The sequence below is a fragment of the Rhizobium aethiopicum genome, assembly GCF_900094625.1.
GTDB classification, from domain to species: Bacteria; Pseudomonadota; Alphaproteobacteria; order Rhizobiales; family Rhizobiaceae; genus Rhizobium; species Rhizobium aethiopicum.
Map to the genome: position 1 here is coordinate 592,525 of NZ_FMAJ01000001.1, position 26,197 is coordinate 618,721.

Annotated in this window: 29 protein-coding genes and 1 tRNA gene; 13 read left to right on the top strand and 17 right to left on the bottom strand. The window is 61.5% G+C overall.

What is annotated here, in order from left to right; genetic code table 11:
* Positions 1 to 56: 56 nt before the first annotated feature.
* Entirely contained in the window at positions 57 to 536 is a 480-nt protein-coding gene (locus tag GA0061105_RS02980; protein WP_092747899.1) for a DUF2938 domain-containing protein, read from the bottom strand.
* Positions 537 to 1,075: 539 nt separating this feature from the next.
* On the opposite strand from GA0061105_RS02980, the gene GA0061105_RS02990 reads away from it, so the two are divergent.
* The 4 genes from GA0061105_RS02990 (at position 1,076) to GA0061105_RS03005 (ending at position 4,020) form a co-directional block, all read left to right on the top strand.
* Positions 1,076 to 1,963 (top strand): AraC family transcriptional regulator, encoded by an 888-nt coding sequence (locus GA0061105_RS02990; RefSeq protein WP_092747903.1) that lies wholly within the window; start codon positions 1,076 to 1,078, stop codon positions 1,961 to 1,963.
* A gap of 171 nt (positions 1,964 to 2,134) precedes the next feature.
* Positions 2,135 to 2,533, top strand: a complete 399-nt coding sequence (locus tag GA0061105_RS02995; RefSeq protein WP_064712817.1) for a GlcG/HbpS family heme-binding protein — start codon at positions 2,135 to 2,137, stop codon at positions 2,531 to 2,533.
* 54 nt (positions 2,534 to 2,587) lie between these two features.
* Complete coding sequence (locus GA0061105_RS03000) at positions 2,588 to 3,391, top strand: SDR family oxidoreductase (RefSeq protein ID WP_092747905.1); 804 nt, start codon at positions 2,588 to 2,590, stop codon at positions 3,389 to 3,391.
* An 80-nt stretch (positions 3,392 to 3,471) separates the two neighbouring features.
* The gene (locus tag GA0061105_RS03005; protein ID WP_092747907.1) at positions 3,472 to 4,020 is read left to right on the top strand and encodes a nuclear transport factor 2 family protein; all 549 of its coding nucleotides are present in this window, start codon (positions 3,472 to 3,474) and stop codon (positions 4,018 to 4,020) included.
* A 266-nt stretch (positions 4,021 to 4,286) separates the two neighbouring features.
* Here GA0061105_RS03005 and GA0061105_RS03010 read toward each other — a convergent pair whose 3' ends face one another.
* The 3 genes from GA0061105_RS03010 to GA0061105_RS03020 all read right to left on the bottom strand — a co-directional run bounded on the left by GA0061105_RS03010 (position 4,287) and on the right by GA0061105_RS03020 (position 5,079).
* A complete protein-coding gene (locus GA0061105_RS03010) occupies positions 4,287 to 4,538 on the bottom strand; it encodes a hypothetical protein (RefSeq protein WP_064691546.1) in 252 nt (83 codons plus the stop codon).
* A complete protein-coding gene (locus tag GA0061105_RS03015) occupies positions 4,538 to 4,708 on the bottom strand; it encodes a hypothetical protein (RefSeq protein ID WP_164517744.1) in 171 nt (56 codons plus the stop codon). Before GA0061105_RS03015 ends, GA0061105_RS03010 begins: the two co-directional genes overlap by 1 nt.
* A 113-nt stretch (positions 4,709 to 4,821) precedes the next feature.
* Positions 4,822 to 5,079, bottom strand: coding sequence for a DUF982 domain-containing protein (locus tag GA0061105_RS03020; RefSeq protein WP_064691545.1), 258 nt, complete (start codon positions 5,077 to 5,079; stop codon positions 4,822 to 4,824).
* Between the two features lie 411 nt (positions 5,080 to 5,490).
* Here GA0061105_RS03020 and GA0061105_RS03025 point away from each other — a divergent pair, with 411 nt between their 5' ends.
* Positions 5,491 to 6,318, top strand: coding sequence for a nickel-binding protein (locus GA0061105_RS03025; RefSeq protein ID WP_064691544.1), 828 nt, complete (start codon positions 5,491 to 5,493; stop codon positions 6,316 to 6,318).
* Positions 6,319 to 6,513: 195 nt separating this feature from the next.
* Here GA0061105_RS03025 and GA0061105_RS03030 read toward each other — a convergent pair whose 3' ends face one another.
* Positions 6,514 to 6,795 (bottom strand): DUF982 domain-containing protein, encoded by a 282-nt coding sequence (locus tag GA0061105_RS03030; RefSeq protein WP_064691543.1) that lies wholly within the window; start codon positions 6,793 to 6,795, stop codon positions 6,514 to 6,516.
* A 270-nt stretch (positions 6,796 to 7,065) separates the two neighbouring features.
* Between GA0061105_RS03030 and GA0061105_RS32715 the strand changes: the two genes are divergently transcribed.
* Together GA0061105_RS32715 and GA0061105_RS03035 are read left to right on the top strand one after the other, a co-directional pair.
* Positions 7,066 to 7,242: a hypothetical protein gene (locus GA0061105_RS32715; RefSeq protein WP_167358507.1), complete on the top strand. Its 177-nt coding sequence runs from the start codon at positions 7,066 to 7,068 to the stop codon at positions 7,240 to 7,242.
* Positions 7,243 to 7,628: 386 nt separating this feature from the next.
* Positions 7,629 to 9,419, top strand: coding sequence for an ABC transporter ATP-binding protein (locus GA0061105_RS03035; RefSeq protein ID WP_092747909.1), 1,791 nt, complete (start codon positions 7,629 to 7,631; stop codon positions 9,417 to 9,419).
* 65 nt (positions 9,420 to 9,484) lie between these two features.
* Here the strand turns inward: GA0061105_RS03035 and GA0061105_RS03040 are convergent, their stop codons facing one another.
* Together GA0061105_RS03040 and GA0061105_RS03045 are read right to left on the bottom strand one after the other, a co-directional pair.
* Complete coding sequence (locus tag GA0061105_RS03040) at positions 9,485 to 10,375, bottom strand: LysR family transcriptional regulator (RefSeq protein ID WP_092747911.1); 891 nt, start codon at positions 10,373 to 10,375, stop codon at positions 9,485 to 9,487.
* Between the two features lie 388 nt (positions 10,376 to 10,763).
* On the bottom strand, positions 10,764 to 12,170 hold the full coding sequence (locus GA0061105_RS03045) for an adenylate/guanylate cyclase domain-containing protein (protein ID WP_064691540.1): 1,407 nt from the start codon (positions 12,168 to 12,170) through the stop codon (positions 10,764 to 10,766).
* Between the two features lie 270 nt (positions 12,171 to 12,440).
* Here GA0061105_RS03045 and GA0061105_RS03050 point away from each other — a divergent pair, with 270 nt between their 5' ends.
* The gene (locus GA0061105_RS03050; RefSeq protein ID WP_064691539.1) at positions 12,441 to 13,160 is read left to right on the top strand and encodes a hypothetical protein; all 720 of its coding nucleotides are present in this window, start codon (positions 12,441 to 12,443) and stop codon (positions 13,158 to 13,160) included.
* 20 nt (positions 13,161 to 13,180) lie between these two features.
* On the opposite strand, the gene GA0061105_RS03055 is transcribed toward GA0061105_RS03050, so the two are convergent.
* Positions 13,181 to 14,674, bottom strand: coding sequence for an FAD-dependent monooxygenase (locus tag GA0061105_RS03055; protein ID WP_092747913.1), 1,494 nt, complete (start codon positions 14,672 to 14,674; stop codon positions 13,181 to 13,183).
* A 346-nt stretch (positions 14,675 to 15,020) separates the two neighbouring features.
* Positions 15,021 to 15,191, bottom strand: coding sequence for a hypothetical protein (locus GA0061105_RS32720; protein WP_167358508.1), 171 nt, complete (start codon positions 15,189 to 15,191; stop codon positions 15,021 to 15,023).
* 187 nt (positions 15,192 to 15,378) lie between these two features.
* Between GA0061105_RS32720 and GA0061105_RS03060 the strand changes: the two genes are divergently transcribed.
* Both GA0061105_RS03060 and GA0061105_RS03065 read left to right on the top strand, forming a co-directional pair.
* On the top strand, positions 15,379 to 15,852 hold the full coding sequence (locus GA0061105_RS03060) for a nucleoside deaminase (RefSeq protein ID WP_092747915.1): 474 nt from the start codon (positions 15,379 to 15,381) through the stop codon (positions 15,850 to 15,852).
* A gap of 314 nt (positions 15,853 to 16,166) precedes the next feature.
* Positions 16,167 to 16,778: a L,D-transpeptidase gene (locus GA0061105_RS03065; RefSeq protein WP_092747917.1), complete on the top strand. Its 612-nt coding sequence runs from the start codon at positions 16,167 to 16,169 to the stop codon at positions 16,776 to 16,778.
* A gap of 96 nt (positions 16,779 to 16,874) precedes the next feature.
* Here GA0061105_RS03065 and GA0061105_RS03070 read toward each other — a convergent pair whose 3' ends face one another.
* The 3 genes from GA0061105_RS03070 to GA0061105_RS03080 form a co-directional block, all read right to left on the bottom strand.
* Entirely contained in the window at positions 16,875 to 17,264 is a 390-nt protein-coding gene (locus tag GA0061105_RS03070; protein WP_064691534.1) for a hypothetical protein, read from the bottom strand.
* 69 nt (positions 17,265 to 17,333) lie between these two features.
* Positions 17,334 to 17,714, bottom strand: coding sequence for a hypothetical protein (locus GA0061105_RS03075; protein ID WP_064691533.1), 381 nt, complete (start codon positions 17,712 to 17,714; stop codon positions 17,334 to 17,336).
* A gap of 389 nt (positions 17,715 to 18,103) precedes the next feature.
* A tRNA-Lys gene (locus tag GA0061105_RS03080) sits at positions 18,104 to 18,179 on the bottom strand.
* Between the two features lie 211 nt (positions 18,180 to 18,390).
* On the opposite strand from GA0061105_RS03080, the gene GA0061105_RS03085 reads away from it, so the two are divergent.
* Both GA0061105_RS03085 and GA0061105_RS03090 read left to right on the top strand, forming a co-directional pair.
* Positions 18,391 to 19,140, top strand: coding sequence for a cytochrome c biogenesis CcdA family protein (locus tag GA0061105_RS03085; protein WP_092747919.1), 750 nt, complete (start codon positions 18,391 to 18,393; stop codon positions 19,138 to 19,140).
* Between the two features lie 46 nt (positions 19,141 to 19,186).
* Positions 19,187 to 20,149 (top strand): AEC family transporter, encoded by a 963-nt coding sequence (locus GA0061105_RS03090; protein ID WP_092747921.1) that lies wholly within the window; start codon positions 19,187 to 19,189, stop codon positions 20,147 to 20,149.
* Here GA0061105_RS03090 and GA0061105_RS03095 read toward each other — a convergent pair.
* From GA0061105_RS03095 to cysG, 5 genes are read right to left on the bottom strand one after another with little or no spacing between them, the layout of a single operon-like run.
* The gene (locus tag GA0061105_RS03095) at positions 20,117 to 21,328 is read right to left on the bottom strand and encodes a UbiH/UbiF family hydroxylase (RefSeq protein ID WP_092747923.1); all 1,212 of its coding nucleotides are present in this window, start codon (positions 21,326 to 21,328) and stop codon (positions 20,117 to 20,119) included. The two genes, GA0061105_RS03090 and GA0061105_RS03095, sit on opposite strands and share 33 nt — an antisense overlap.
* Positions 21,329 to 21,365: 37 nt before the next feature.
* Complete coding sequence (locus GA0061105_RS03100; protein WP_064691520.1) at positions 21,366 to 21,878, bottom strand: DUF934 domain-containing protein; 513 nt, start codon at positions 21,876 to 21,878, stop codon at positions 21,366 to 21,368.
* 10 nt (positions 21,879 to 21,888) lie between these two features.
* Positions 21,889 to 23,559 carry a nitrite/sulfite reductase gene (locus tag GA0061105_RS03105; RefSeq protein ID WP_064691519.1) on the bottom strand — a complete coding sequence of 557 codons (1,671 nt, stop codon included), beginning with the start codon at positions 23,557 to 23,559 and terminating at the stop codon, positions 21,889 to 21,891.
* An 8-nt stretch (positions 23,560 to 23,567) separates the two neighbouring features.
* Positions 23,568 to 23,882 (bottom strand): DUF2849 domain-containing protein, encoded by a 315-nt coding sequence (locus GA0061105_RS03110; protein WP_010014500.1) that lies wholly within the window; start codon positions 23,880 to 23,882, stop codon positions 23,568 to 23,570.
* A gap of 2 nt (positions 23,883 to 23,884) precedes the next feature.
* On the bottom strand, positions 23,885 to 25,321 hold the full coding sequence (gene cysG, locus GA0061105_RS03115; RefSeq protein ID WP_092748321.1) for a siroheme synthase CysG: 1,437 nt from the start codon (positions 25,319 to 25,321) through the stop codon (positions 23,885 to 23,887).
* A gap of 267 nt (positions 25,322 to 25,588) precedes the next feature.
* Between cysG and GA0061105_RS03120 the strand changes: the two genes are divergently transcribed.
* Complete coding sequence (locus GA0061105_RS03120) at positions 25,589 to 26,176, top strand: deaminase (protein ID WP_064691517.1); 588 nt, start codon at positions 25,589 to 25,591, stop codon at positions 26,174 to 26,176.
* The last annotated feature ends 21 nt before the right edge of the window (positions 26,177 to 26,197 follow it).

A 26,197-nucleotide genomic window follows, 5' to 3' on the forward strand; every position in this document is an offset into this window, starting at 1 on the left:
CTCCCCGCTATGACGGAGTGAGGTGCCGGCCGGCGGATGAGGGGCAAGCGTCAATCTCAGCGCAAAATCAACGCCGTGCCGTAAAGCCCCAGCGCAAACACCGTATGCGCAAGGAGGTTCAAACACCGGACCTTGTTCGGCTTCGGATGTCTCGAGGCGGCCCAGCCGAGGCCGAGGCCCGGCTGCAGCAGGAACCACCCTGCCCCGACGGTGATGATGCCGAAAATCCAGGCGGGAAGAAATGTGGGTGCGGCGAGCCATCCCTCTCCCATGATGAGTGCAAAGATAACGCCATAGAGAATGCCGACGGCGTAGTGGCTGAACCAGCCGAGAGCGAGTTCTTGAGCATAGGGCTCGGCATCGGCGATGTTCTCATGAAAGACCTTGCCGCGGCCGAGATGCCGGAACCAGCGGCCGACCGGCGCCCAATTGGCCGGCGGCTGGCCGAAGACCTTGGCGAGCACGATCGCCCAGAGGTCCATGAGGATGGTTGCACCGGCGCCGATCGCCAGACCGCGCCACAGAATATCGAACATCGGGAATCACCGGAAAGCGTTGACGTGAAGAAGCGCCAGAAGATCATTGCAGCCGGTTCAGCGCAATGGCGTTGGTGCACGCTACCTGTTCTGTTGCAATCGGCATGTCAGCGGATTGCCCTGATGCCCACCATAGCTCTATCATGAGACGCGGGGGTCAATGGCGATGCCATTCTACCGGAGCGAACTGAACAGCTCCGATTTCGCCGGACTTTCGCGCGATGGCCGTTGCCTCCAGGCGATGCCCCTTCGGCCATCCCAAAGCATGATCAGCGGCATCCATGGCGGCCGACATGCTTGGTGGCGAAGCCGCAAGAAGGATGCGGTAGCGCCTGGCGCCAGGGGACTTGCGCTTCCCTGAATTTCAGCCAAAAATACTAATCGTAATACTCGGGCACCTCACAACAATGCGGCGCTTCCGGAAGTTATTCATACAATAAATCAAAGTTGATTGCAGATTGCCGGCAGCGCGACGCGGCATCCGGCCTGCCGAGACTGAACAACTCGAATTTATATCTATCTTCACGGCGGGAAGCGCCATGTCTTTCGTAGAGTCGCAAGGGGACAGGAAGTATCGGACCAGCGAGCGAGTGGGTGGGCTCGTGAATTGCTCATCGTTGCAGGTCGAACTCAGGCATTTCGATCCGGGCTGGCAGGTCGACCTTACACTTGAGTGCACGGAAGTTGCCGTCCTGCTCTCGGGTCAGTCGAAGATCCGGTGGACTGGTGATGGCCACAGGCGAGAGGCAATCGCTCGCCCCGGCGTCGCTTGGGTGTGTCCGGCAGGTGTCCATGAGAGCGCGGTGGAAATCATGGGTACCATGCCCGAGTCCCTGCACATCTTCCTACCGCCGTCGCTCGTCGGTGCGACCGCGCTTTCAAACTTCGACATCGACCCGGCCAAGGTGCAGCTCGCCTATGCGGGTGGCGTTCCCGATCCCATGGTGCTGCAGATCGGCCAGCTCTTTCGGGGTTTGTTGAACAGAAGGCTTGAGCCTACTGATCGCCTCTTCCTCGACGGCGTTCAAATGGCGCTGGCGGCGCACCTGCTCAGCACCTATTCGTCTGTTCGCTGGCAACCCGCCGCACGGGCGCCGACTGTCAACCCAAGAAGGCTGCAACGCGTCTTCGATTTCATCGAAGCCCGCATCGCAGCCGAAATCTCGCTGGATGACCTTGCTGCGGAGGCGTGCCTCAGCCCCTTTCATTTTGCCCGCACGTTTCGCAAAGCTACCGGCCTGACCCCGCATCGCTACGTCACCGAGCGACGGATCGAGGCGGCCAAGGAAAAGCTGCGGCTCGCGCGGTCCTCGCTCGTGGAGATCGCGCTCGATACCGGCTTCGGCTCACAGGCGAATTTCACCCGCGTCTTCCGCAAGATGACCGGCTTGACGCCCGGCCAATACCGCGCGCTCTTCACCGGTTAGCGGGTTTCGCCCGCCGGAGATGGTTCGCCATTCGGGCATGCCGGCACGCCGGAGCGCAAGATCTGCACATAGCGCAGCAAGAGCTGAAAATACTGCAAAACCGGTTCCGCCTATACACCTGTCTCATCGAGCGGGGAGCGCTCGCCCCTGAACGAAAAAGGGAGACAGGAGATGATTACCATTGACGAAGCTCGCAGGATCATCGCCGCAGGTGAGGCGCGGGCTAATGAGATCGGTGTGCCGGTCAATATCACCGTTCTGGACGCCGGAGCGCACCTCAAAGCGTTCAGCCGAATGGACGGCGCAGTGCTCGGCTCGATCGACCTGGCTATGGGAAAAGCCCGCACGGCCGTACTGTTTCAAACGACAAGTGAGGCCGTCTGGGAGTATTGCAAGCCCGGCGCGCCCGCCCATGCCCTCGAATTGTCCAACGGCGGCCTGACTCCGTTTGCCGGCGGCATCTCGCTCTTTGCCCGCGACGGCACTGTGATAGGCGCCGTTGGCGTTTCCGGCGGAGCGGTTCCACAGGATCTCGAAATTGCACAGGCAGCGGCTGCGGCCGTCACGTGATGCTGTGCCGACACTTGATTTCGACCAACCTGAAACCATCGAAAGGAATGTCTCATGACCAAGACCATTTTGATTACTGGTGCAGGCTCCGGCTTCGGCAAGGGCGCCGCCATCGGCATGGCCAAGAACGGCCACAGCATCATCGCGACCACGCAGGTTTCCTCGCAGGTGACGCCGCTGCGTGAGGAGGTCGCCGCGCTCGGTCTGAAGAACGTCCGTGTCGAGCGTCTCGACCTCACCGACCCCTACGACATCAAGCAGGCGCAGGGATGGGATATCGACGTTCTTTGGAACAATGCCGGCATGGGCGAAGCCGGCCCGGTCTGGGAAATCCCGATCGAGCTTGTTCGCAAGAACTACGAAGTCAACGTGTTTCTGCCGCTGGTGCTGACCCAGGGCGTCGTCCAGAGATGGGTTCGCGAAGGCAAGACGGGCAAGGTGGTCTTCACATCCTCGATGGGCGGCCTCTTCACCCCGGCCAACTGGGGAACCTATGTCTCCACCAAGCACGCGCTGGAATCGATCGCCGAAGCGCTGCAGCAGGAACTCGCCCCTTATGGCATCAAGATCCAGACAATCAATCCGGGGGCCTACTACACCGGCTACAACGAGACGATGGCGGACAATCCGTTCCGCTGGCTGGATGACGGCAAGAACTTCACCAAGCGCGCAGATCTGCGAAAGGGTTTCGACGATTTCTTCGCGACGCCCGAAGGTAAGATGGACCCGAAGGAAATGATCGACCGGATGATCGAAGTCGTTCCAGCCGACACCGGCAGGTTCCGCAATGTCGTTCCGAAGGTCATCGAGGACATGCTGAAGGAGCATCAGCTGAGAGCTTGGGAAAACCAGATCTAAGCAGACTTCTGGCGGCGAGCCCGCAAGCGGCACCCGGCCAGCGGGTGCTAACCCACCAACTCGACCTTCTGGAGGAAACCATGCCCTACACCGCAACGGCAACCTTCTGCCGGCCGCAATCCCTGAGCAGGCGCATCTTCAATGCAATCCTCGGCATCGCCGCCACCATTCTTGCTCTGGGCGGGCTCGAAGCCCGCGCCGCAGCGCAGTCTCTGACCGAAACCGAACGCCGGAACAAGGCAGCCGTCGAGGCTGGCTTCGGAGCCTGGGCGGCCGGCACAGGCAGCCCCTACGACCTCCTCGCCGACGACGCCCGCTGGACAATCGAGGGCTACTCGCTGGCATCGAAGACCTATCCCAGCCGCGAGGCCTTCCTGCGTGAGGTGATCCGCCCTTTTAATGCCCGAATGAAGGCGCCGCTGAAGCCGACGATCCGCAACGTTTATGCCGACGGCGACACTGTGATCGTCTTTTTCGACGCCCGCGGCATCGCCCGCGACGGAGAGCCATACGCAAACACCTATGCCTGGTTTCTCGACATGCGCGACGGCCGGATCGTGCGTGCCTCGGCTTTGTTCGATTCGGTGGTGTTCAACGCGTTCTGGACCCGTGTGACGCCGGCCGACTAGCGTCTTCCTGGTCAGAACCACACTTGCCATTCTAGCGGCGCGGCGGGCATCCTGTGCCATATCGCCCAGATGCTCGTCGCCTTCTCTGCACTTCCAGGAAATCTATAACAGGAACGGCCGGCCGACCGATTGGCCGCCCTCTTCCTGCGGCTCCTCGGCGCCATGACCGATATCGGTGACCGTCGGCCCTCGAGTGGCTGTCGAAGAACAACCGTCTTGACGGGCGCGGTCGCGCCGATCGCAACTAACGTCGCGGCAGGCACGTTTCAAAGCGCGTCGCGTTCGTATCGCGGCGTCCAGCCGCGGGCCATGCCGCGGCTCATCACGCTTTCCGCCAGCGCTAGTTGCCGGCGCAGATGTCTGCAGTCGTCGAGCAGCGAGCGGATCGCCGCCTTGGCATCGTCATCATGCCAGGCAAGCACAGCCTCCACTTCCCATGCAGGATCAGGCCAAGTCGGGTTGGAGCAAGCCGGACCTGGCGGCGGCTGATCGGGTTTGAATGTTTTTGCCGGCAGCATCAGTTCAATGCCAGCGGCAGCTGGACCGGGCGCGGCAAGGGCGGCAGCGGCCGGCTGAGTTCGACCTTTTTCTGCCAGGCGGCGCGGCGCTGCTGATCCCGCTCGCGGGCGGCGCGGGAGGCTTCGACGAGGGCAAGGGCGTTGGCGATCACCTGTTCCGTATGTGTCATGACCATCTCCAATGTTCCTGTTTTGTTCTAATTTAGACTTTTGGCCGGAGAAGTCAAGCGCCTGGGCGAGCTTCGTGGAACCGGGAGGAAAAGCGGGACCGAGACGCGGGCGCTCAGTCAGCGGCTTCTATGACGGCGATGCCCGCCTCCTGCGCCGCCCTGATAAAGGCGGCCCTCACATGCTCGGGCGGGAGGTCGCCGATAATCGCATCCAGGCAGGCTTTGACGGCTTCCAGATATTCTTCGCCGTCATCCGCCGGCCAGTCATGGAGGAGCGTGCGCGCGGCATCCCACACAGAGTTGATAACGGCATAATGCCCGAGGCCCATCGAGGCCAGGCCCACCGGTCGAAAATTTGCCGTCTGTCTCACTTTGCTACAGCTTTTCCTAATTTCTGCGAGCTAATCGATAATATGCAATTTGCATGCCGTGGCAGCGGCCTTCGATCTCGGCCAACCATGGCGTGACAGACATGTCCCTCATGCAAAGTCCGGCAGGTGACGCTTGAGAGCGGCAGCGTCTGAAGCTTCTCAATGGGTTCCGGAAACCTTGCCATCAGTCATTAAGCGACCGATTATGGTAAATATCAGACTTGGCGCATCAATCCTACTCATTAAGACCGGCTATTTCCTTGAATATTCTATTCAACGCGCAGCAACGCGTCGTTTTTCCGGAAGCAACGTGCTGCAATGATCCGTCATTGATTGTCCCGGAGGTGGACGTGAACGCATCCAGCTCGTACAATGCCGCCTCTTGCACGCGGCGGATCTGGAGGACGCGCGATGCCAATCTTCATGGACCGGCACTATCTCAAGGGAACTTCGCCCGCCGAGGTCGCCCAGGCACATCGCATGGATATCGATATTCAGGATCAATACGGCGTCAAATTCCTTACTTATTGGTTTGACGAGCGGCGCGGGACCGCCTTCTGCCTCGTGGATGCGCCCGACAGGGAAACCGTCCAATGCGTGCATCGCGAGGCGCACGGTTTTGTCGCCAATGAGATCGTCGAGGTGGCTCTGTCGGCGGTCGAGGCCTTTCTCGGCCGCATCAATGACCCCGATCCGGCCCCCGGCCAGCGGTCGGCGCCAGTGGATCCTGGCCACCGGGCGATCCTATTCACCGATATCGTCGGCTCGACCGAGATGACGGCACGCCTCGGCGACCGCATGGCGACCGAACTGGTGCGTGCCCATGACGCGATCGTGCGCCGATGCATCGGCAAAAATTCCGGTCGGGAGGTCAAGCATACAGGAGACGGCATCATGGCCGCCTTCGCCGCAACGAGCGCGGCGGTCGCATGCGCCCGGGCGATCCAGCAGGAATTCCAGCATTATAATGGCGACAGTGCCGAGCCGATCCATATCCGCATCGGGCTCGACTGCGGCGAACCGGTCGAGGACAGCAACGACCTGTTCGGCTCCACCGTGCAGCTCGCGGCCCGCCTCTGCGCAGCCGCCGCCAGCGACCAGATCCTGGTGTCGGAGAATATTTTTCGGGAATATGGCGCCAGCGACCTCTTCGCCCATGCGACGCGACGGCGCCTCAAAGGATTTTCAAAGCCCATGCTGGTCTTCCGGTGCGACTGGGCCAATGCCGGCCCAGGCTAAAGCGCGTCGCCGATCGAGTAAGACGCATAGATCGGGTGAAATCCGCTGAGGCTGTTGGCGCTTCTCGAGGCCTGCCGCACTCGTCGTGACCAACGAATAGGCGATCGCCGGCCAGCTGAGATTGGAGATCGGGCGCGCGCCGCGCAGATGACGTCGCGGCGCGTCGGGCCAGACGGCAAGAACCAGCCCCGTTTTTCAAGCATTGCCGATGTTTTGATCGCCCATCCGGTCGAATTTCGGGCCACTGTCGAGCATGCCCGACATTTTCAGAAAACGCCGAAAATTCTCGCGCGCAGCGCTGAGGGGAAAATGCCCCTTGGCCGTATCCCTGCACGCCTTCAGCAGCGTGTCATATGCCAGACCTCGCTTGTCCTGCGGCCACTCATCCAGAAAATCGAAGATTTCGTCGAGACATGTGATCTCGGCGACGAAATGCTGACGATGAAGAAAAACCGGCTCGAACCGAGCTTCCGACATAGTAACCTCCCATTTATATTACTTTTTTATGGGATAATATTACTGAAAACCGCGGGTTTGTTCAAGACAAAATCGGGATTTGTCCGGCAGGGAACACTATGAACTTACTTCCATAATCGCAGAATAGCTCGACCAGATTATCCGGGATTTCCCCCTGGAGCGAGAACGTTTAAGCCATTCCCTATCAGATGCGCGCAACCGTCCCGCAGGTCCTCGCAACTGCTTATGCGGGCATGATAGATTGCAGAGACCAACCTCAGGAGAGCTCAGATGACCCGATTTCTCACACTGGTCGCGACCGGCGCGATGATCGGCATGACCACGATCGCGTGCACCTCGCCCGCAAGGCAGGACCGGGAGGATTATCAATATCAGCTGGATACTTCCAGGAACCCGGCCTGCGCGGGTGGGTTCAGACCCGGCAATGCCCGCTCGTGCAGCTATTGACGGGAGGAACTAACCAGCCATGCAGCCCCTGCCCCGGAAGCATCTACCGGCAAGCTCATAGGCTGTGTCGTTTTCGCATCACTTTCCGTAGGGTTGTAAATTCCCTCTTGGCAATGGCGAATTGCTTCGCTACAAAACGTCACCGCTTCAGATCGAACACAAGGGAGGCGTTGAATGACATCAGCAATCATCGAAGCCTTCCCGTGCGGAATGACCCGACGCTAGGTCATTTCCATTCGCGGCCCGCCCCGAGCGCGCCCGACTCGCGGTTTTTCCATCCTTCATAGTCCGATTGACCTGACGGGATTACTCCGTCTCCCGTGCGGGCTGTGCCTTTTAACTCTCTATTTTGAGGACCGGTTCCGATATGGGCCGGGCTGGCTTAAATGACCCGCAAGAAGCTCGATTTCCGCGCCGATGCCTATCGTCACGTGCTCGGCTTTGTTTTTCATCATTGGAGCCACCGGCGCCTTTTGGTGGGCGCCATTGTCGTGCTGGTTGTAGCCAGCACGCTGGCCGAAGTCATGGTGCCGGTGTTTTCCGGCCGCATCGTCGATGCCATAGCCGGCGGCAATGCGGCGGATGGCGCGCTCAGCGCCTTTGTCGTCGTCGTCACTCTCGGCTTTACCAGCGTGACACTGCGTTGGTTCATCTTCAACGGCATCATCCGCCTCACACTGCGCATCATGGCGGATGTGGTCAATAACGGTTTCCACAAGGTGCAGCGGTTCTCGACCGACTGGCACGCCAATAGTTTTGCCGGTTCGACGGTACGCAAGATCACCCGCGGCATGTGGGCGCTCGACTCGCTCAACGACCTGCTGCTGGTCGCCCTGCTGCCCTCCATCGTCATGCTGGTCGGCGCCAGTATCGTGCTCGGCAGCTATTGGCCGATCATGGGCCTGATCGTCAGTGCGGGGTCGCTGATCTATATCGGCGTCACGGTAGCGCTTTCCATGGGTTTCGTGTCGCCAGCGGCAAGGCTTGCCAATGCCTGGGACACCAAGCTCGGCGGCGCGCTGGCCGATGCGATCAGCTGCAATTCGGTGGTCAAGGCCTTCGGCTCCGAGAACCGCGAAGAGGCCCGCTTGGGCCATGTGCTGGCCAAATGGGACAGCCGCACACGCAGAACATGGAAGCGCGGCACCTCGAGCGGCACGATCCAGGGCTTCATGATGGTATCAATGCAGGCCGGCATTCTGGGAACGGGCCTCATCATGTGGCGGCAGGGGCTGGCGAGCCCCGGCGACATCACCTTCGTGCTGGCGATGTTCTTCGTTCTGCAAGGCTATCTGCGCAATGTCGGCCAGGACATCCGCAACCTGCAGCGCGCCGTCAACGACATGGAGGAACTGGTGCTGCTCGACAAGATGCCGCTCGGCATCGAGGACAAGCCGCACGCCAAGCCGATTGCGATCGGCGCGGGCGAGATCGTCTTCGATCGCGTCACCTTCCAATACGGCGCTCATCCCGAGCCGCTTTACGAGGACTTTTCGGTCACCATCAAACCGGGTGAGCGCGTCGGCCTGGTGGGGCATTCGGGCTCAGGCAAGACGACTTTCGTCAAGCTCATCCAGCGCCTCTACGACGTGAACGCGGGCGCCATCCGCATTGACGGGCAGGACATCGCCGAAGTCCGGCAATCAAGCCTGCGCGGCCAGCTGGCCATCGTCCAGCAGGAGCCCATCCTGTTTCACCGCACGCTGGCTGAGAACATCGCCTATGGCAGGCCGAACGCCACCCGGCGCGAGATCGAGCAGGCGGCGAAACAGGCCAATGCGCACGGCTTCATCGTCGACCTTCCCAAGGGCTATGAGACGATGGTGGGTGAACGCGGCGTCAAGCTATCGGGCGGAGAGCGGCAGCGTGTCGCCATTGCCAGGGCCTTCCTGGCCGATGCGCCGGTGCTGATCCTGGACGAGGCGACGTCGAGCCTCGACAGCGAAAGCGAAGTGCAGATCCAGCAGGCCATGGAGCGTCTGATGGTCGGCCGAACGACGCTTGTCATCGCCCATCGCCTGTCCACGGTGCGCGCGCTGGACCGACTGCTGGTGTTCGACAAGGGCAGGATCGTCGAAGAGGGCGACCACCAGGCGCTGATCCGGCTCAATGGCGGCATCTATCGCCGGCTGTTCGAACGCCAGGCGCTGGAATTGACCAAGGGGCTGGTGGCTTAAAGGGAATGCCAGGGCTGGTGCTCTGGCATTTCTTCTGCATAGCTGCGGCTGAAGCCGGGCCAGGATCAGGATAGACGGAGCGCTTCTATGATCACCTTGAAGGCGGGCGAATTCTGGCGTTTGTCCGGGTAGTAGAGATAATAGCCAGGAAAGGACTGACACCAGTCGTCAAGAACCTGAATGAGGCTCCCCGCCTCGATTTCGCCGGCGACAATATCCTCCGGTACATAGGCGATGCCGTAACCTTTGACCGCGGCATCGATCATCGCATAGCTGGTGCTGAACGTCAGCTGCCCATCGACCCGTACCCGCAGCTCCCTGCCGTCTTTTGCGAACTCCCATGCATAGAGACCACCCGACGTGGATTGGCGGCTATTGATGCAGACATGGGCGACGAGGTCCTGAGGTTTCTGAGGAATCGTCCTCCTCGCGAAGTAGTCCGGCGATCCGACGGCGACGAGGCGCCAGTCCGGCCCGATCTTGACGGCGACCATGTCCTTGTCGACGCTTTCGCCAAGACGCACGCCCGCATCGAATCGATCCTCGACAATATTGCGAAAACCGTTGTCGGTGTTCAATTCCAGGCTGATATCGGGATAGTCCTTCAGCACATTGCATAATCTCGGCCAGACAAAGCTTTCCAGGGCGTGGTCCGATAGGGTGATCCGGACAGTCCCCGCGGGCTTGTCCCTGATCTCCATCAACTGGTCGATCTCTGTTTCGAGCTCCTCGATCCGCGGGGCAAGCGAGCGAATCAACCTCTCCCCCGCTTCCGTCGGCGACACGCTGCGCGTCGTTCGGGTCAACAGCCGCAAGCCCATTCGCGCTTCGAGCTTCTTGATCGTGTGACTGATCGTCGATTGGGACGTGCCGAGCCTCGCCGCCGCTTTCGTGAAGCTGCGCTCCTCGGCCACTGCGAGGAACCACAGCATGTCATTCAGGTCTTCCCGCTTCATGGATCGCCCTCTCCGTCTTCACGATTAATGTCGAGAATCGATAGGTTCCTGAGAATTGCAGCGACCGATGACAGAAGTCAGCTCAACTTATGTTGAGCACCAGGTGAATGACGAGTTCCCATCAGACCGGAAAAATAACGCCGACCCGGCACGTTCTTAGGACGGGGCGCATCTCTGGGAGGCGTCGCATTGACAGGTCCGGCTGGGAGTCGCTCTTCGCCTTCACGGCCCGGCTCCGGCCGCCTCATCGATCCGCAGCGCTCGCAGGGCGCTCGACGCGCGGGATCGTGCGGTGAATTTCGGCAGGAATGCTGACGAATGAGAGTGCGGTTGGGGCGGCGACAAGGCAGCATTCTCAGCCCCGAAGCCTGGGATCAGCGGACGAGGCTCACGACAGGGCGAAGATCCTGACCTCCCTGCCGATGCCCTGGAGTTCGGCCATGCGCGAGGCCGACGTGATGCCGCTGTCGCGCAGGATTTCGGAGACATTGATATCTTCGACGATCGCCTCGGTCGTCATGATCACATTGGGATCGGCGAGGCCCTGGACGCGGGAAGCGATATTGACGGTCTGGCCGAAATAGTCCTGCCGGTCGTTGAGGTTGACGGCGAGGCATGGTCCCTCGTGGATGCCGATCTTCAGCAGGAGGTCTTCGCTGCCGTGCTCGGCATTCAGCCGGCGCATTGCGTCCCGCATCCTGAGTGCTGCGGCCACCGCACGGTCCGGGCTCGGAAAGGTCGCCATCACGGCATCGCCGATCGTCTTGACGACGGCGCCGGCCTCGGTGGCGACGATTTCGTGTAGGACGCGGAAATGCGCCCGCACCAGATCGAAAGCGGCAAGATCGCCGACGCGTTCATAAAGCGCGGTCGAGCCCCTGAGATCGGTGAAGAGGAACGTCAGGCTGGTAATTTTCAGGCGCTGGTCGACGTCCAGCGTGTCGGTCCGGTAGATGTCGCGAAAACTCTGGTTCGTCAGCAGGCGCTTGGCTGTTAAAAACGCCCGCCTGCGGCCGAGCAGCTCGTGCAGGTCATCGCCGGCAACGCAGACATTCGGCACCACCCGTCTATCGGTATGGTTCTCGAGGGTGAGCCGCAGCAAGCCGGGACGCAGCGTCACGGTTTCGTTCAGCGCATGCCCCCTGCTGATGACCATCGAGAGATTCTGGCGTTCGTCGGTCGGCTCCCCCTGCACATCGATGAACTGGGCCGAATGCGTCACCGCGTCGAAGATGATGACGAATTGCGCCGGCAGCTGCAGCGACACGAACGCCTTTTCGCCGGGCGCCAGCTCGATCATCTCCAACAGGATGCGGTCGAACTTCGCCTCCAGATCCACAGGCAGGTCGACGCCGGAGCTGAAGAATATCTGGCGGTAATATTCGAGCGGCGGCAGCCGGTCGGGCTCGTGGGCGGCGATCCTGCGCACGCGCGGGCTGACCGTGAATGTGACCTCGACCATCTCGTCGAGGGTCGGTTCGTATCCGGCCGCGCAGAGGGCGCAATGATAGGTGTCCTGGACGACGCCTTTGAGGGTTGCGCCGCTGTCAAGGACGCCGCCGCAGCCCGGGCAAAGCACATTCCAGGTCATTTCGAACGCGCCGATGCGGGCCGCATGCAGAAAGGCAGCGATGGTTTTCTCTTCGTCCAGATGATGCTTGTCGGCGAAGGCGAGCGCATTGATGCGATTGAGATCACGATCGGCGCCATGCCTGACGACGTTTTCGATGCACTCGACCGTCTGCGGGTCAGCCGCCTGTCGCAGGGTGGCAAAAAGCACGTCCATTTCGCTCATCGGACACGTCTCTATGCTGACGATACGGCTGATGACGCCGGTCTGCGGATAATAACACGGGACGTTCCCAATAGAAATCAGACGGGTCCGAATGCCACCGGCCGAGGATCACCGCCACCGGAAATCGCGGCCATCGTATCGTCCGTTACTGCGTTGCATCACCACTGAGAAAATCGGTGGAAACCGCAAACAAAAAGTGAACATCACCCCCTCGACTTCCGCTACAATCAGTCGTTTCGGCCTCATCAGCCAGATCGCAAAGGAGAAACGATGGATCGACTCGTCGGCGCGGATGAAGAGGCTCGATCGATAGAACGGGTTGAGGAAGCCGGTCTTGGGCGCGACATTACCGCGATCAAAGTCGGCGACTGTCTCCTCGGCTACAAGGCCGTGCAGCGCCGTGTGCGGGGCGGCCGCTGGAACCATTTCCGTGGCCGGATGCGCGAGATCGAAAAGTTGATCCGCCATCGTCACGGCGAGATCGTGCCCGAGGCGGATGACGCATTGATCTATGTCGAGGTGATCGCCAGTCTCGCTTATGTCGAGTTCAAGGAAGGCTTCGTCGAGGTGGTTCTCGGCTGGGCGGCGCGATGGCTGCCTTGGGCCGGGAAAGCCGCGATCGAGGAAATCATCTACGAGCGGACGAAGGTGCGCTTTGCTGACCTGACCGCCGACGCGCTCGGCCACGCCCTCCATCTGAGCTATGCCGAACGCAGCGCCCTCGACATTCGCACCATTGGCGCCTTCGACGTGTCGAAGGCGAAACGGGCAAAACTGCAAAAGGCAAAGAGACGCCAGCGCGACCGAAGCCGAAAGGAGGAGCAGCGGCGGGCCGCCGGTGCCGTTTCCAGGGCCGACTACCTCGACAACTCCCTCGCCGCAGCCCGCCCCTGGGAGGCCTTCGGCATCAGCCGCCGCACCTGGGAGCGCCGCGGCAAACCGATGCCGGAACCAATGCCCGACGTCGCGCCGATTTCGCTCGCTGCCTAGCTCAGCGGCTTTTTCGCCTGTCAGCCGGGAGGCCCGAACCAGGTATTCATCGCCGCGTCGAGGCCGTCCCGTGACCCCTCGCCCACCCATGCCACATATCCGTCCGGCCGGATCAGCGCCGCACTCGGCGCTGCGACCGCGCCCAGCGCCGGCAACTCCCATGGCCCGTCATAGCGCGCATCGACCAGAGGCACGCGTTCTGACCATGGCGCGGTGTCGAGACTGCCGGGCGCGCCGAAGTTCAACAACACCGGTCTTGCATCTTTCAGAAGGGTAAAGACACGCAAGGGGCCGCCCGTCGTGACCAAGTCGAGGTCGGGCATGCGGCGGCCGAGCAGCGGGTGCCCCTTGCCGAAATCGTAACGGATGCCAAGTCCGGACATCTCGGCGGCGATCTTTCTGCGCGCCTCCTCCAGGGCGAGGAGCTCCAGGACGATGTCGCGCAGAGCTTCGGTGCGATCATCAGTGCGTTGCAACGCGACCTGCGCCATCGTCGTGCGCAGCACGCGGGCAGCGACCGGATGACGCTCGGCATGATAGGTGTCGAGCAAGGCCTCGGGCGATACGCCCTTCACCACCTCGGCGAGTTTCCAGCCGAGGTTCACCGCATCCTGCACACCGGTATTGAGCCCCTGTCCGCCGACCGGCGAATGCACATGGGCGGCGTCACCCGCCAGCAGCACCCTGCCCTTGCGGTAGACCTCGGCCTGCCGCGACATGTCGGTGAACCTCGAAATCCATTTGAGACTGTGGATTCCGTAATCGGTTCCGCAGGCGGCGATAAGCGCTTGCCGGAGATCGTCAAGCGTCGGCTCGCCTGTGCCGCCGGCCGTCTTTTCCGTGACCATGACGTTGATCGGACCTTCGCTCGCGAAGACCACCTTGCCGTCGCGGATTTCATATTGCTCGCGGCCGAAGGCATGCATGCCGAGCGCGGTGCGATGGACGCCGAGCGGCGGCTCTTCCTCCATCTCGGCCTCGGCGAGAATATTGCTCGTCGTCGCATCCGATCCCGGAAAGCCGATGCCGGCCAGCTTGCGAACCAGACTGCGGCCGCCGTCGCAGCCGACGAGATAGCCCGCGCGCAGTGACGATCCGTCGGAGAGTTGAAGGGTGACGCCGGTCCCATCCTGCAGGAAACCGATCAGTTCGCGTCCACGATAGATCGTCACCGGCAGTTCGCCGACCCAGCCGGCCAGGATGCGCTCGATATGCTTCTGCCGCAGCGCCAGCCCGTAATTGTGCCGGGTCGGGAAATCGCTGATGTCAAGCCGCGTGACCGCAAATCCGGTGACCTGGGCGATCTGCCCCTCCGCCAGGAACCGATCAACGATGCCGCGCTGGTCGAGAACCTCGAGCGTGCGCGAACTCAGACCGCCGGCACGCGAACCGACGATCTCCTGGTTCTCGCGCCGCTCTACGATGGCGACATCGACGCCCGCCAGGGCCAATTCACCCGCCAGCATCAGCCCCGTCGGCCCGCCTCCAGCAATCACGACCGCATGTTCTTTCATTCGCGAACTCCTCTGTTCAAACTGCCCGAGCGCAAATCCGCCATAGTGGGCCGACCCGGCCCGGCTGACGCTCCCCTATTTCCTGATGCCTGTTCGGGTGCCTTTTTCCCCTGTCGCAGGTCGTTCCCCCTATAAAAGTAAGCTCTCTACTGGTGGGAAGGACTTGCGACAGAGTTTCTGCCTTGCTTTCCAAAGCCCTGTTGGTCGCCGCTTGCGTGGTATCTGGCGGTGGAGCGCGGGCGTTTCAACACGACCGGACCGGGTGGGCGCCGGATCCGGCAGAATGCTTTCCCTTGCACCATTCGTTCTCGAACGGTGACCGATCAAAAAGCTGTTGCGACGCCTCTCACTGCGGAGCCGGCGCCTTTTGCGGGATGGTCTCGGCCGCTGGCTGCTCGGATGGATCGGCGGGATGGCCATAGAGCGTGTAAACGGCACCCGCCACAATGCCGAGGACGAGAAGAGCGAGCACATAAGACATCATTCCGCGGATGGCCGTTTTCGGTGTCTTGTCCATCAGGGACCTCCAGGATCACTCAGGGGTCAAAGTCGATGCGGGCGCTTTTGGTTCCGAGAATGAAAAGTCTGGGGTTGTCCGCTTGCGCGAAGGCGGTGCAGATCACCACCCTGGATTCTGATTTTTGGTGCTTTGAAATCCCTCCATTTCAGGGGATGATCATCCCGGTCTAACGCTGGGTGTTGTCATGGAAAGTCACGAGCCGTTTCTGCGCGAGACGATTGCGCTATCCAAATCCGCGGTAGCAAACGGCGATGAACCGTTTGGCTCGGTCCTGGTCAAGGACGGCGAAGTCATCTTGCGCGCCGAAAACAGCGTCTTCACGGGCCACGATATGACGAACCACGCGGAGATGAATTTGGTCAAACTGGCGGCGCAGCACTACGACCCTGCTTTTCTCGCCAACTGCACGCTCTATACCAGCACTGAGCCCTGTGCGATGTGCTCCGGGGCGATCTACTGGTCGGGCATCGGGCGGATGGTGTTTGCGTGCTCCGAAACGCGGCTCGGCGAAATTGCCGGGATCGGGTTGAACGTACCCAGCCGGGCGGTGTTGCAGACCGGCGCGCGAGCCGTCACTGTGGTTGGCCCGACGGATCTTGAAGACGAAGCCGCCGAAGTCCACCAGGAATTCTGGCCGAAGCATCTGGGCAAGGTTTAGGCTCAGGCTCGTTGATCAGAGCCATCCGGTGACGGCGGCTGCGATGCAGATTGCCAAGAAGAAGGTGTGGGCGCCTCTATCGCAGCGGCTAACGATGCGCCACCAGTCCTTCAGCTTTGCGAAGGCTCGAACAGCAAAAAACACATCACCGATTGCAGCCTCCTTTTGGAGCGTCGGGGTTGGTGGGCAGGATTGCGCCAACTCGGCGGCGAACGGGAGCGACGAAAGATCACCGTCAGATCGAGACCTACCCCGCCATAGTGCCGCCATAGAATTCAGCCCAATCATGATTGTATAACAGGCGGATGCGAACGATGAGATTGCTGGTTCTCCTTGCTGCGGGCTTATTTCTGATAGCGGTGCATGCCCAAGCCCAAGTTTACGCGCCGTATGATGGATACGACGAATACGACGGCTACGGCTATGATGAGCCTTACAGCCCCTATCCCCCTCCTCCCTACTCCGAGCCAGAACCTGATTATCTGGAACCCTTTCCAGAACGTCGGGAGCCATCGACGCGCGCTGGAAGAGGAACCATCGTCATCGCCACGCGTGAACACACGCTTATCTACACCACGTCAGAGGGTGAGCAGTTTGCCTACCCCATCGCCGTCGGCCGCGAAGGCAAACAATGGTTCGGGACAACGCGGGTCGTGTCGAAACGACCGCATCCCGAATGGCGGCCGACAGCCAGCATGCGCCAGAAGAACCCAAGGCTCCCGGCAGTGGTGAAACCCGGGCCTGCAAATCCGCTCGGAACCCGCGCAATCTACCTTGCCGACGGACTGCTCCGCATCCACGGCACCAACGACCCCTCCTCCATCGGCACCAATGCATCAAGCGGATGCTTCCGGATGTACCGCGAGGATGTTGAGGAGCTTTACGATATGGTGCAGCCGGGGACCCAAGTGATCGTTCAGCGGTGACAGAGCATTGCCGAATTGTACCTGGGAATAGTGCTCTCGCGACGTGGTGCGTGTGTTTTTCGCTTGCCTGGGTTTTGTCGATGTCGCAACGGTGGATCACTCATTTATGTGCTGCAACGGCGAAGTGACCTGCAGTTGGGATGCCCGTTGCATCTTGACCTCATGGAAATGCCAGACCGCCAGAACCAAGGTCGTCACGATGAAGAAGGCGAGCGCTGCCAGATGGATTTTGCCGAGGCGGCGCGCGAAATAGGACTTGGCCTTGGCTTCGACAGCTTGGGCCATGGCCCTTCTCCGCTTGTCGTCTTCAAGGAGATGCCGAACTATGCGTCCATGTGACCGATCCTGCGCGCGGGGCCGGTCATCGTCCTTCGGTTCTGCATTCAACCCATGACGCAGGGCACTAAAGATCAGGATAGCCAGCAACACCCAGAGCATCAGGAAGGACATGCCAAAAAGGCGTTCGCTGAGGGTGGTCATATCCATTGAAGTCTCGGGGCTACAGAGCAATGGCCGCCCCTGCCAGCAAAGAGGAACTGCCGCATGATTTCAGCTCTATTCTGCGAGCCGACGAAGGGCCATGCCTACAAACAGCATAGCCATGAATATTAGCAACATGGTGCAAACGAAGACACGAAAGAAGTTCGCGAGGGGAGCAATTTTGACCCTGGAAAGCTGCTTCACAGGCACTCCGCGCGGTTTCGTCATTACCAAACCCAGATAACCAAATAATGCGAAAACCAAAAACATGGCCATATAGGGGTCCATCCAGTCGGGGACCCTGATACGGCGGGTAAGAGTGAACGCGATTGCTTGATTAGCCGAAAGCAACGTTAAAGAGGCAAATATGAAAACTGATTTTAGGTGCTTAGAAACATTCATGAATTCCCCCATAGTCACAACCACGCCCCATAGCTGCAGGGTGTCGGAATGCACGCGGATGTCAATTTATCCCATAGGCGCACTGGGACGGCGAAGCTTACCCCGTTTGGGGTAGGGCGCGATGTTCAGTCCGGGAAAATACCCCCGCCCAGCTCGCGAGGAGCGCTGTCGGCCCGTTGGAAGGCAAGGCGGGACATCAACGCCGCGTTAGAGGTTCCACAGTTCACAGAGCAGATCGAGGCATTCGCGTAGGTCACGGGCGAGTTTTAAGCTTGGTCCGCTTGCTGCTACCTGGGCGGACGACTTCACAGAGGGATAGCCTTTCTCGCCTCGCCGTCACGCATCGGCGTGTCGTACGGATTCGCGACCGCCACAGCCCGTAGGGAGCGATGCGCATCGCGGGACGGCTTTCGTTTCGACGGCGCGGACATTCTTGGAATTTATGGTGAGAGCGTCGGGGTTCGAACCCGAGACCTACTGATTAAAAGTCAGTTGCTCTACCGGCTGAGCTACGCTCTCCCTCTCCGCGGGTGTGAAGCACCCCGGCTGGAAGTGGGCGGAACATAGGCAGGTGACCCATTGCGGTCAACCGAAAAATTCGGCTTTTGCAAAGGTAAGGCACATTTCTCTCGCGCGCAAAGGCAGATTTCTCGCCCACGCGAAAAGGTGATTGGCAATCCCGGGCCTGCGACGCTAGGAACAGGGCGCAGATTGCAGCCGGAGAGAATGCGTGTCGATTGCCGATATTTCCCTGTGGAGCGCGTTGTTGGCAGGGGCGCTATCCTTTCTTTCGCCCTGCGTGCTCCCCCTCGTCCCTCCCTATCTCTGCTATATGGCCGGCATTTCGGTCGAGCAGTTCCGCGGCGGCGCCGCGGTTGCGGTCTCGCCCGATATCAGGCGCGGCGTGCTGTTTTCGGCGCTGCTCTTCACGCTCGGCTTTGCCACGGTCTTCGTGGCGCTCGGCGCCGGTGCGTCGAGCATCGGCATGGCGCTTCGCCAGCATCTCGATCTGCTCTCCAAGATCGGCGGGCTGATCATCATCGTCATGGGGCTGAATTTCCTCGGCCTCTTCCGAATCGGTCTGCTTGCCCGCGAGGCGCGCTTCCAGGCCGGCGGCAAGCCGGCAACGCTGACCGGAGCTTATATCATGGGTCTTGCCTTCGCCTTCGGCTGGACGCCCTGCATCGGGCCGGTGCTCGGCGCCATCCTCGGCGTCGCCGCCTCGCGCGAGACGGTCGGCTCCGGCGCCGGGCTGCTTGCCATCTATTCGCTGGGTCTTGCCATCCCCTTCTGGATCGCCGCCGGCTTTTCCGGCGCCTTCATGCGCTTCCTGTCGCGCTTCCGCCGTCATCTCGGCACGGTGGAAAAGGTGATGGGCGTCTTCCTCATCCTCACCGGCCTCGCCTTCCTGTTCGGCTGGGTCAGCGATGTGGCGATCTGGTTCCAACAAACCTTTCCGATCCTGATGCAAATCGGCTAGAAGAGATTCTTCCCCGCCGCCCATCCCGCGAAAACCGGACTTTCCCTTGGCCGACATCATCAGCCTGCTGCTGCCGTTCTTCGGCCTGATCCTGATCGGTTATGCCGCCGCCAAGGCGACGAAGCAGCCGGCCGAGGCGCTCGGCTGGCTGAATACCTTCATCATCTATGCCGCCCTACCCGCTTTGTTCTTCAAGCTCGTCTCGCGCACGCCGATCGAAGAGCTGACGCAGGTCGATTTCATCGTCACCGATATCGCGGCGACCTATGCGGTCTTCATCCTGCTCTTTGTCATCGGCCGTTTCGTGCGCGGCAATAGGCTTGATGAATGCACCATCCAGTCCTTTGCCGGCGCTTATGGCAATATCGGCTATATGGGGCCGGGGCTGGCGCTGCTGGCGCTCGGCGAAGGTGCTGCCGTGCCGGTGGCGCTGATCATCTGCTTCGAAAATGCGCTGCATTTCATCGTGGCGCCGGCGCTGATGGCGACAGCCGGGGACGACAAGCGCTCTCCCGGCCGGCTCGCCGCCGATATTGCCCGCAAGGTGGCGCTGCATCCTTTCATCCTGTCGACCGCGGCAGGCTTTGCGGTTGCCGCCTTGCACATCGATCAGCCGCTGGCGTTCCAGCGCCTGGTTGACTACCTCGCCCAGGCGGCCGCTCCCTGCGCGCTCTTCGCCATGGGCGTGACGCTGGCGCTGAGGCCGCTCAAGCGGATCCCGGCCGAGATTTCCTATATCGTGCCGGCGAAACTGATCCTGCACCCGATCGCGGTGTTCCTGGCGCTGACCGCTGTCGGCGGATTCGAGCCGGTGTGGATCCAGGCGGCCGTGCTGCTCGCCTCACTGCCGACGGCAACCAATGTCTTCGTCATCGGCCAGCAATATGGCGTGTGGCAGGAACGCGCCTCGGCTACGATCCTGATCACCACGGTGTTTTCGGTGGCGAGCGTCTCGCTCTGGCTGATCGCGATCCGCTCAGGCCTTCTTCCGCTTCAGCTTTTCCTTTAACGAATCCGGAATATCGCGGAAGCCCCGGCCGGGCTCGATACCCTCGCGCATGACGAGATTGCGCAGCGGCGGAATGGCCGAGAGGATATGCAGGCCGGCAGCGCGCAGCATCTGAACGGGGAGGAAATCGGAAAGCAGCGAGCGGTTGAGCAGATCGACGCTCGCGGTGCGCGTCATGATATCGGCTCGGCGGCGGCGGTCGAAGCTTTCGCCTGCATCAGCCGGCAGCGGCAATTCCGCCCTGTCGCAGAGGATATCGGTGAGCACCATGATATCGCGCAGGCTAAGGTTCAGCCCCTGCGCCCCGATCGGCGGGAAGACATGGCCGGCCTCGCCGATCAGCGCGATGCGCCCCTTGCCGAAACGATGCGCCATCATGCCGGAGAGCGGCCAGATCTGGACGCCCTCCTCGACATCGACCTTGCCGAGCATGGATTGCATCTGCGCCTCGACGAGAGAGCCCAGTTCGGCCAGCGGCAATTCCATGCGGGCGGCCGCTTCAGCGGGATCCTGCACCCAGACGAGGCTGGAGCGGCTTCCCGGCAGCGGCACCTGGGTGAACGGGCCGTGTCTGGTGTGGAATTCGCTCGAGATGTTCTGATGCGGCAGCGAATGGGCGAAGTTCAGCACCATGGCCGATTGCGGATAGGACCAGGTGCGCACGCCGATGCCTGCCGCATCACGAAGCGTCGAGCCGCGGCCATCGGCGCCGACGGCAAAATCGGTTGTCAGCACCTCTCCGCCGGCAAGCGTGATCGACACTCTCTCGGCTGAGATATCGATCGATTCGGCCATATCGGTGAAGCGGGTAATATTGCCCTCGCCGGCCGCGGCCGCTTCGAGGACATCGTTGAGCGCCTTGTTGGGGAAATTGTAGCCGAAGGCATCAAGACCAACCTCGGCGGCGCGGAAGGTGGTGGTGGGCGCCCGCAGCAGCCGGTCGGTGCCGTCGATGATGCGCATGCTGGTCAGCGGCGCTGCCGCCGACCGCAGCCTTTCCCAGAGCGTCAGGCGATCGAGGAAGCGGATCGATTGATCCATCAGCGCCGTGGTGCGCCGGTCTTCCTTTGCGGCAACCGGAGCCACCAGCGCCACGTTGCGGCCGCCGCGGCCAAGCGCGATTGCGGCGATCATGCCGGCGAGCCCGCCACCGATCACCGCGATTTCGAATGTCTTCATGCTATCATTCCGCCATCGTAAGAGGCGGCCCGGCCGCTTATGCGGCCGGCTTCGCCTGACGGCGCCAACTATAGCCCTTGCCGGCTTCGGCGTCACGCACCGCCGGCTGATAATGATGGGGAATGGACGGAAGGCGGTTTTCGGCCAGTCGCTTCAGCGCCGTGGCATTGCTGACCGCGAAACTGTCGATGCCGACGCGCAGCATCAGCGGCACCTGGTCGATCAGCACGTCGCCGACGGCGCGCAGCTCGCTGGTGTAACCAAGGCGCTGGCGCAGAAGCGAGGCATGGCTGAAGGCGCGGCCGTCGTTGAAGGCGGGAAAGGCGACGGCAACGATTTCGAGACGATCAAGGTAAGGCTGCAGCCGGCGCACGTCATCGGCCGGCTTGATCAGCACGCCGAGGCCGACATCGTTGCTCTCATCGGCCCTGGCGATCAGCTCGTCGAGGCTAAGCAGCGGCCTCTGCTCGCCTGTTGCCTTCACCTCCTCGGTTTCGATCACCCACGGATCGTTTTCGGCAAAACCGGTTTCTCTCCAGATCTTCGTCATCATCCCCTCCTTAAGCCGCTTCTGCGGCCGAGCCATAGAGCGCATCCTTGAAAGGCTGCGGCCCGACGCGGCGATAGGCGGCGAGGAAGTTTTCGGATTGATCAAGCCGCAGGCCGAGATAGGTGTCGACGATCGTCTCGATCGCATCCGTCACCCGCTCCGGCTCGAAGCCGCGGCCGATGATCTCGCCGATCGAGGTATGTTCGTCGCCCGAACCGCCGAGCGTGATCTGGTAGAGTTCGGCACCCTTTTTCTCCACGCCGAGCAGGCCGATATGCCCGACATGGTGGTGGCCGCAGGCATTGATGCAGCCGGAGATCTTGATCTTCAGCTCGCCGATCTCCGCCTGGCGTTCGGGATTACCGAAGCGGCGGGAGATTTCCTGCGCGACCGGGATGGAGCGCGCATTGGCGAGCGCGCAATAGTCCAGCCCCGGACAGGCGATGATGTCGGTGATCAAGCCGGCATTGGCTTCGGCCAGATTGATGGCGACGAGGCCGCGATAGACCGCTTCGAGATCGGCCAGCGCCACGTGCGGCAGAATGAGGTTCTGCTCATGGCTGACGCGGATTTCGTCGAAGGCATATTCTTCGGCCAGATCGGCGATGGCCTCCATCTGGGCGTCGGTAGCGTCGCCCGGAATACCGCCGATCGGCTTCAGCGAGATCGTCACCATGCCGTAATCGGGGTTCTTGTGCGGCTGCACATTCTGCTGAACCCAGCGGGCGAAGGCCGGATCGGCCTTCTTCCAGCGGGCGAGGTTTTCCCAGCCCTCAGCGCGCTGGGGCAAATCAGGCGGCGCGAAATAGGCGGCGATCGCCTCGACATCCTGTTCCGGCAGCTTCAGCTCGGTGTCCTTCAACGCGGCGAATTCGGCCTCGACCTGACGCGCCAGTTCCTCGGCGCCGGTCTCATGCACCAGGATCTTGATGCGGGCCTTGTACTTGTTGTCGCGGCGGCCATGCAGATTGTAAACGCGCACGATTGCCGTGGTATAGGAGAGCAGATCCTCCTCGGGCAGGAAGTCGCGGATCAGCTTGGCAATCATCGGCGTGCGGCCCTGGCCACCGCCGACATAGACGGCAAAGCCGATTTCGCCCTTGTCGTTCTTCTTCAGGTGCAGGCCGATATCATGGACCTGGATGGCGGCGCGGTCGCGCTCGGCGCCGGTGACGGCGATCTTGAACTTGCGCGGCAGGAAGGAGAATTCGGGGTGGACCGACGACCACTGGCGCAGGATTTCGGCATAGGGCCTGGGATCAGCGATCTCGTCGGCGGCAGCGCCGGCGAAGTGATCGGCGGTGACATTTCTGATGCAGTTGCCGGAGGTCTGCAGCGCATGCATCTCGACGCTCGCCAGATCGGCCAGTGCATCGGGGATTTCCGACAGCTTCGGCCAGTTGAACTGCAGGTTCTGGCGCGTGGTGAAGTGGCCATAACCTCGGTCATAGGTGCGGGCGATATGGGCGAGCATGCGCATCTGGCGCGCGCTCAGCGTGCCATAGGGAATCGCGATGCGCAGCATATAGGCATGGAGCTGCAGGTAGACGCCGTTCATCAGGCGCAGCGGCTTGAACGCGTCCTCGGCAAGCTCACCGGAAAGGCGGCGCTGAACCTGGTCGCGGAACTGCTCGACGCGCTCGCTGACAAAGGCATGATCAAATTCGTCGTAACGGTACATCGTCTTCCTCAGACTGCAATGAATTCGGGATCGGCAGGTGCGTAGCCCGGTGCGTATTCCATGGTCGGGCCCTGGGCACGGATGCGCTCGCGCAGGCGAAGCGGCCACAGAATGCCGTTGGTTTCCTGAACGTCGACGACGGCCACGTCAACGACCTCGTTGTCGGCATAGGACTTTTTGCCAATGGCTTCCAATGCTTCAACGGCTTCGTTGTGACGGGCGACAAGCGCCTCCTGCAGCGAGGTCGACCATTTGCCGTTGGCATCCAGCCAGACGGCAATGCCGTCCGTCAGCCGGTTGGCCGTCAGAACCTTGTCACCCATATTCAGCTCCTTGCAAGTTCCTCGAGCCGGGCGTTCGCACGCACCAGCGGCTCGGACAGTTCGAAATTGGCGCCGGCGACCGCATCGCCGATAATGACCATCACAGGCCCGGTCAGCTCGTCGCGGTGCTGCAGATCGGGCAGATCGGCAAGCGTGCCATGCAGCAGGCGGCGCTCGCTGCGGCTGGCATTCTCGATGACGGCGACCGTGGTCTCGGCGGGGATGCCGGCCTGCATCAGCCGCTCGGCGACCGAGGCGGCAACCGTGCGGCCCATATAAACGGCGATCGTCGCGCCGGATACGGCAAGGCTTGCCCAATCGGGCAGCACGTCGCCGGTGAGATCGTGGCCGGTGGTGAAGACGAGCGAGGAGGCGACGCCGCGCAGCGTCAGCGGCAGCTCGAAATCGGCGGCGGCAGCGAAGGCCGAGGTGATGCCGGGCACAACTTCATAGGTGACGCCGGCGGCGCGCAAGGCGGCCATCTCTTCCCCTGCCCGGCCATAGACCAGCGGATCGCCGGATTTCAGGCGGACGACGCGCTTGCCCTGGCGGCCGAGTTCGACGAGCAGCTCGTTGATCTCTTCCTGCGACTTCGAATGACAGCCCTTGCGTTTGCCGACGGAAAGCCGCTCGGCGTCGCGGCGGCCCATATCGACGATCGCCTGCGGCACGAGCGCGTCGTAGACGATGACATCGGCTTCCATCATCACGCGCTGGGCACGCAGCGTCAGCAGATCCTCAGCCCCGGGACCCGCGCCGACAAGCCAGACATGGCCGGCGACCTTGTCCATCGAAGCAAACAGCCGGTCGGCGGCGTGGCGGGCCTGCGGCAGGTTGCCATTGGCAACAGCGTCGGCAACCGGGCCGGAGAAGAACCGGCGCCAGAAGACCCGGCGGGAAACGCCGCGGGGAACCAGTTGTTCGACTGATTTGCGATAGCTCGTCGCCAGCGCGGCCAGACGCCCGAGTGAGGGGGAAAGAAGCTGGTCGATCTGAGCGCGGATCATCTGGGCGAGAACCGGTCCCGCGCCCTCAGTGCCGATCGCCACGGCGACGGGAGCGCGGTTGACCAGCGCCGGCGTGAAGAAATCGCAATAATCGGGCTGATCGACGGCGTTGGCCGGAATTCTGGCGGTGCGGGCGGCGTCGACGATTTCACGGTCGTCCGCTTCATTGCCGGTGGCGGCAAAAACGAGCGCTGCGCCCGCGACCTGTTCGGCGGAAAAGGCAGCGCGCACCGTCTCGATCCGGTTGGCGATCAGGAAGGCATGATAATCGGCTTCCGGCCGCTCGGCATAGGCAACGATCCTTGCCCTTGTGTTCAACAGCAGCCGCACCTTGGCGAACGCCTCGTCGCCATTGCCGAAGACAGCCGTCTTCTGGCCTTCCACGCGAAAGAAGGCTGGAAATACCGAAAGCTGCTCAGTCTTGGGAGACATCATCAATCCACTTCGAAGTTGCCAGAATATGCCCGTGATCGACAAGCGATTGAAGGAACAGAAATTCGAAAGCCCCGGCAAGCGCGTATTCTTTTGCTCGCCTCATCGGCGATTTGAGAAAAGTCAACCGTGCTGACGACAACCACCTGTTCCCACACTCTTTGTTGCGGTGCAGTGTAAAGCCTGTGACAAACGACGTCCACCGGCGTTTGCCGCATTTCGCTCGTGCCGCCAAGACGATAGACTGAGGAAAAACTGGAGATAGCAATGCCCGACAAGACCATCGCCGCCCGCCTGCTTTCGGTCATCGAGGACGATATCCTACCGCTGACCGAAGGCGGGGTTTCCTCGGGCAACAAGGTGTTCGGCGCGGCGATCCTGCGCAAATCCGATCTCTCGCTCGTTGTGGCCGAGACCAATAACGAGCTCGCCAATCCGCTCTGGCATGGCGAGGTGCATACGCTGAAGCGCTTCTACGAGCTTGGCGACAAGCCGCAGACGAAGGATCTGATATTCCTTTCGACGCACGAACCCTGCACCATGTGCATGTCGGCGATCACCTGGGCGGGCTTCGACAATTTCTACTATTTTTTCAGTCATGAAGATTCCCGCGATGCCTTCGCCATTCCGCATGATCTCAAGATCCTGAAGGAGGTCTTCGGGCTTGAACCCGGCGGCTATCGGAGGCAGAACGCCTTCTGGAACAGTTTTGCGATCGCCGATCTGATCGAAACCGAAGAAGCTCAGCTGAAGACTGCGCTGAAGGCGCAGACCGTCCGCATCAAGGCACGCTACGACGCGTTGTCGGCCAGCTATCAATCGTCGAAGAGCGCCAACGACATTCCGCTGAACTAGGGCCGCTCAATTGAGGCCGCT

What these genes read in the sequence shown, in the direction of transcription:
- GA0061105_RS02980 (WP_092747899.1), bottom strand. Translation starts at nt 536, where the DNA reads ATGTTCGATATTCTGTGGCGCGGTCTGGCGATCGGCGCCGGTGCAACC.
- GA0061105_RS02990 (WP_092747903.1), top strand. Translation starts at nt 1,076, where the DNA reads ATGTCTTTCGTAGAGTCGCAAGGGGACAGGAAGTATCGGACCAGCGAG.
- GA0061105_RS02995 (WP_064712817.1), top strand. Translation starts at nt 2,135, where the DNA reads ATGATTACCATTGACGAAGCTCGCAGGATCATCGCCGCAGGTGAGGCG.
- GA0061105_RS03000 (WP_092747905.1), top strand. Translation starts at nt 2,588, where the DNA reads ATGACCAAGACCATTTTGATTACTGGTGCAGGCTCCGGCTTCGGCAAG.
- GA0061105_RS03005 (WP_092747907.1), top strand. Translation starts at nt 3,472, where the DNA reads ATGCCCTACACCGCAACGGCAACCTTCTGCCGGCCGCAATCCCTGAGC.
- GA0061105_RS03010 (WP_064691546.1), bottom strand. Translation starts at nt 4,538, where the DNA reads ATGCTGCCGGCAAAAACATTCAAACCCGATCAGCCGCCGCCAGGTCCG.
- GA0061105_RS03015 (WP_164517744.1), bottom strand. Translation starts at nt 4,708, where the DNA reads ATGACACATACGGAACAGGTGATCGCCAACGCCCTTGCCCTCGTCGAA.
- GA0061105_RS03025 (WP_064691544.1), top strand. Translation starts at nt 5,491, where the DNA reads ATGCCAATCTTCATGGACCGGCACTATCTCAAGGGAACTTCGCCCGCC.
- GA0061105_RS03030 (WP_064691543.1), bottom strand. Translation starts at nt 6,795, where the DNA reads ATGTCGGAAGCTCGGTTCGAGCCGGTTTTTCTTCATCGTCAGCATTTC.
- GA0061105_RS32715 (WP_167358507.1), top strand. Translation starts at nt 7,066, where the DNA reads ATGACCCGATTTCTCACACTGGTCGCGACCGGCGCGATGATCGGCATG.
- GA0061105_RS03035 (WP_092747909.1), top strand. Translation starts at nt 7,629, where the DNA reads ATGACCCGCAAGAAGCTCGATTTCCGCGCCGATGCCTATCGTCACGTG.
- GA0061105_RS03040 (WP_092747911.1), bottom strand. Translation starts at nt 10,375, where the DNA reads ATGAAGCGGGAAGACCTGAATGACATGCTGTGGTTCCTCGCAGTGGCC.
- GA0061105_RS03045 (WP_064691540.1), bottom strand. Translation starts at nt 12,170, where the DNA reads ATGAGCGAAATGGACGTGCTTTTTGCCACCCTGCGACAGGCGGCTGAC.
- GA0061105_RS03050 (WP_064691539.1), top strand. Translation starts at nt 12,441, where the DNA reads ATGGATCGACTCGTCGGCGCGGATGAAGAGGCTCGATCGATAGAACGG.
- GA0061105_RS03055 (WP_092747913.1), bottom strand. Translation starts at nt 14,674, where the DNA reads ATGAAAGAACATGCGGTCGTGATTGCTGGAGGCGGGCCGACGGGGCTG.
- GA0061105_RS32720 (WP_167358508.1), bottom strand. Translation starts at nt 15,191, where the DNA reads ATGGACAAGACACCGAAAACGGCCATCCGCGGAATGATGTCTTATGTG.
- GA0061105_RS03060 (WP_092747915.1), top strand. Translation starts at nt 15,379, where the DNA reads ATGGAAAGTCACGAGCCGTTTCTGCGCGAGACGATTGCGCTATCCAAA.
- GA0061105_RS03065 (WP_092747917.1), top strand. Translation starts at nt 16,167, where the DNA reads ATGAGATTGCTGGTTCTCCTTGCTGCGGGCTTATTTCTGATAGCGGTG.
- GA0061105_RS03070 (WP_064691534.1), bottom strand. Translation starts at nt 17,264, where the DNA reads ATGGATATGACCACCCTCAGCGAACGCCTTTTTGGCATGTCCTTCCTG.
- GA0061105_RS03095 (WP_092747923.1), bottom strand. Translation starts at nt 21,328, where the DNA reads ATGAAGACATTCGAAATCGCGGTGATCGGTGGCGGGCTCGCCGGCATG.
- GA0061105_RS03100 (WP_064691520.1), bottom strand. Translation starts at nt 21,878, where the DNA reads ATGACGAAGATCTGGAGAGAAACCGGTTTTGCCGAAAACGATCCGTGG.
- GA0061105_RS03105 (WP_064691519.1), bottom strand. Translation starts at nt 23,559, where the DNA reads ATGTACCGTTACGACGAATTTGATCATGCCTTTGTCAGCGAGCGCGTC.
- GA0061105_RS03110 (WP_010014500.1), bottom strand. Translation starts at nt 23,882, where the DNA reads ATGGGTGACAAGGTTCTGACGGCCAACCGGCTGACGGACGGCATTGCC.
- cysG (WP_092748321.1), bottom strand. Translation starts at nt 25,321, where the DNA reads ATGTCTCCCAAGACTGAGCAGCTTTCGGTATTTCCAGCCTTCTTTCGC.
- GA0061105_RS03120 (WP_064691517.1), top strand. Translation starts at nt 25,589, where the DNA reads ATGCCCGACAAGACCATCGCCGCCCGCCTGCTTTCGGTCATCGAGGAC.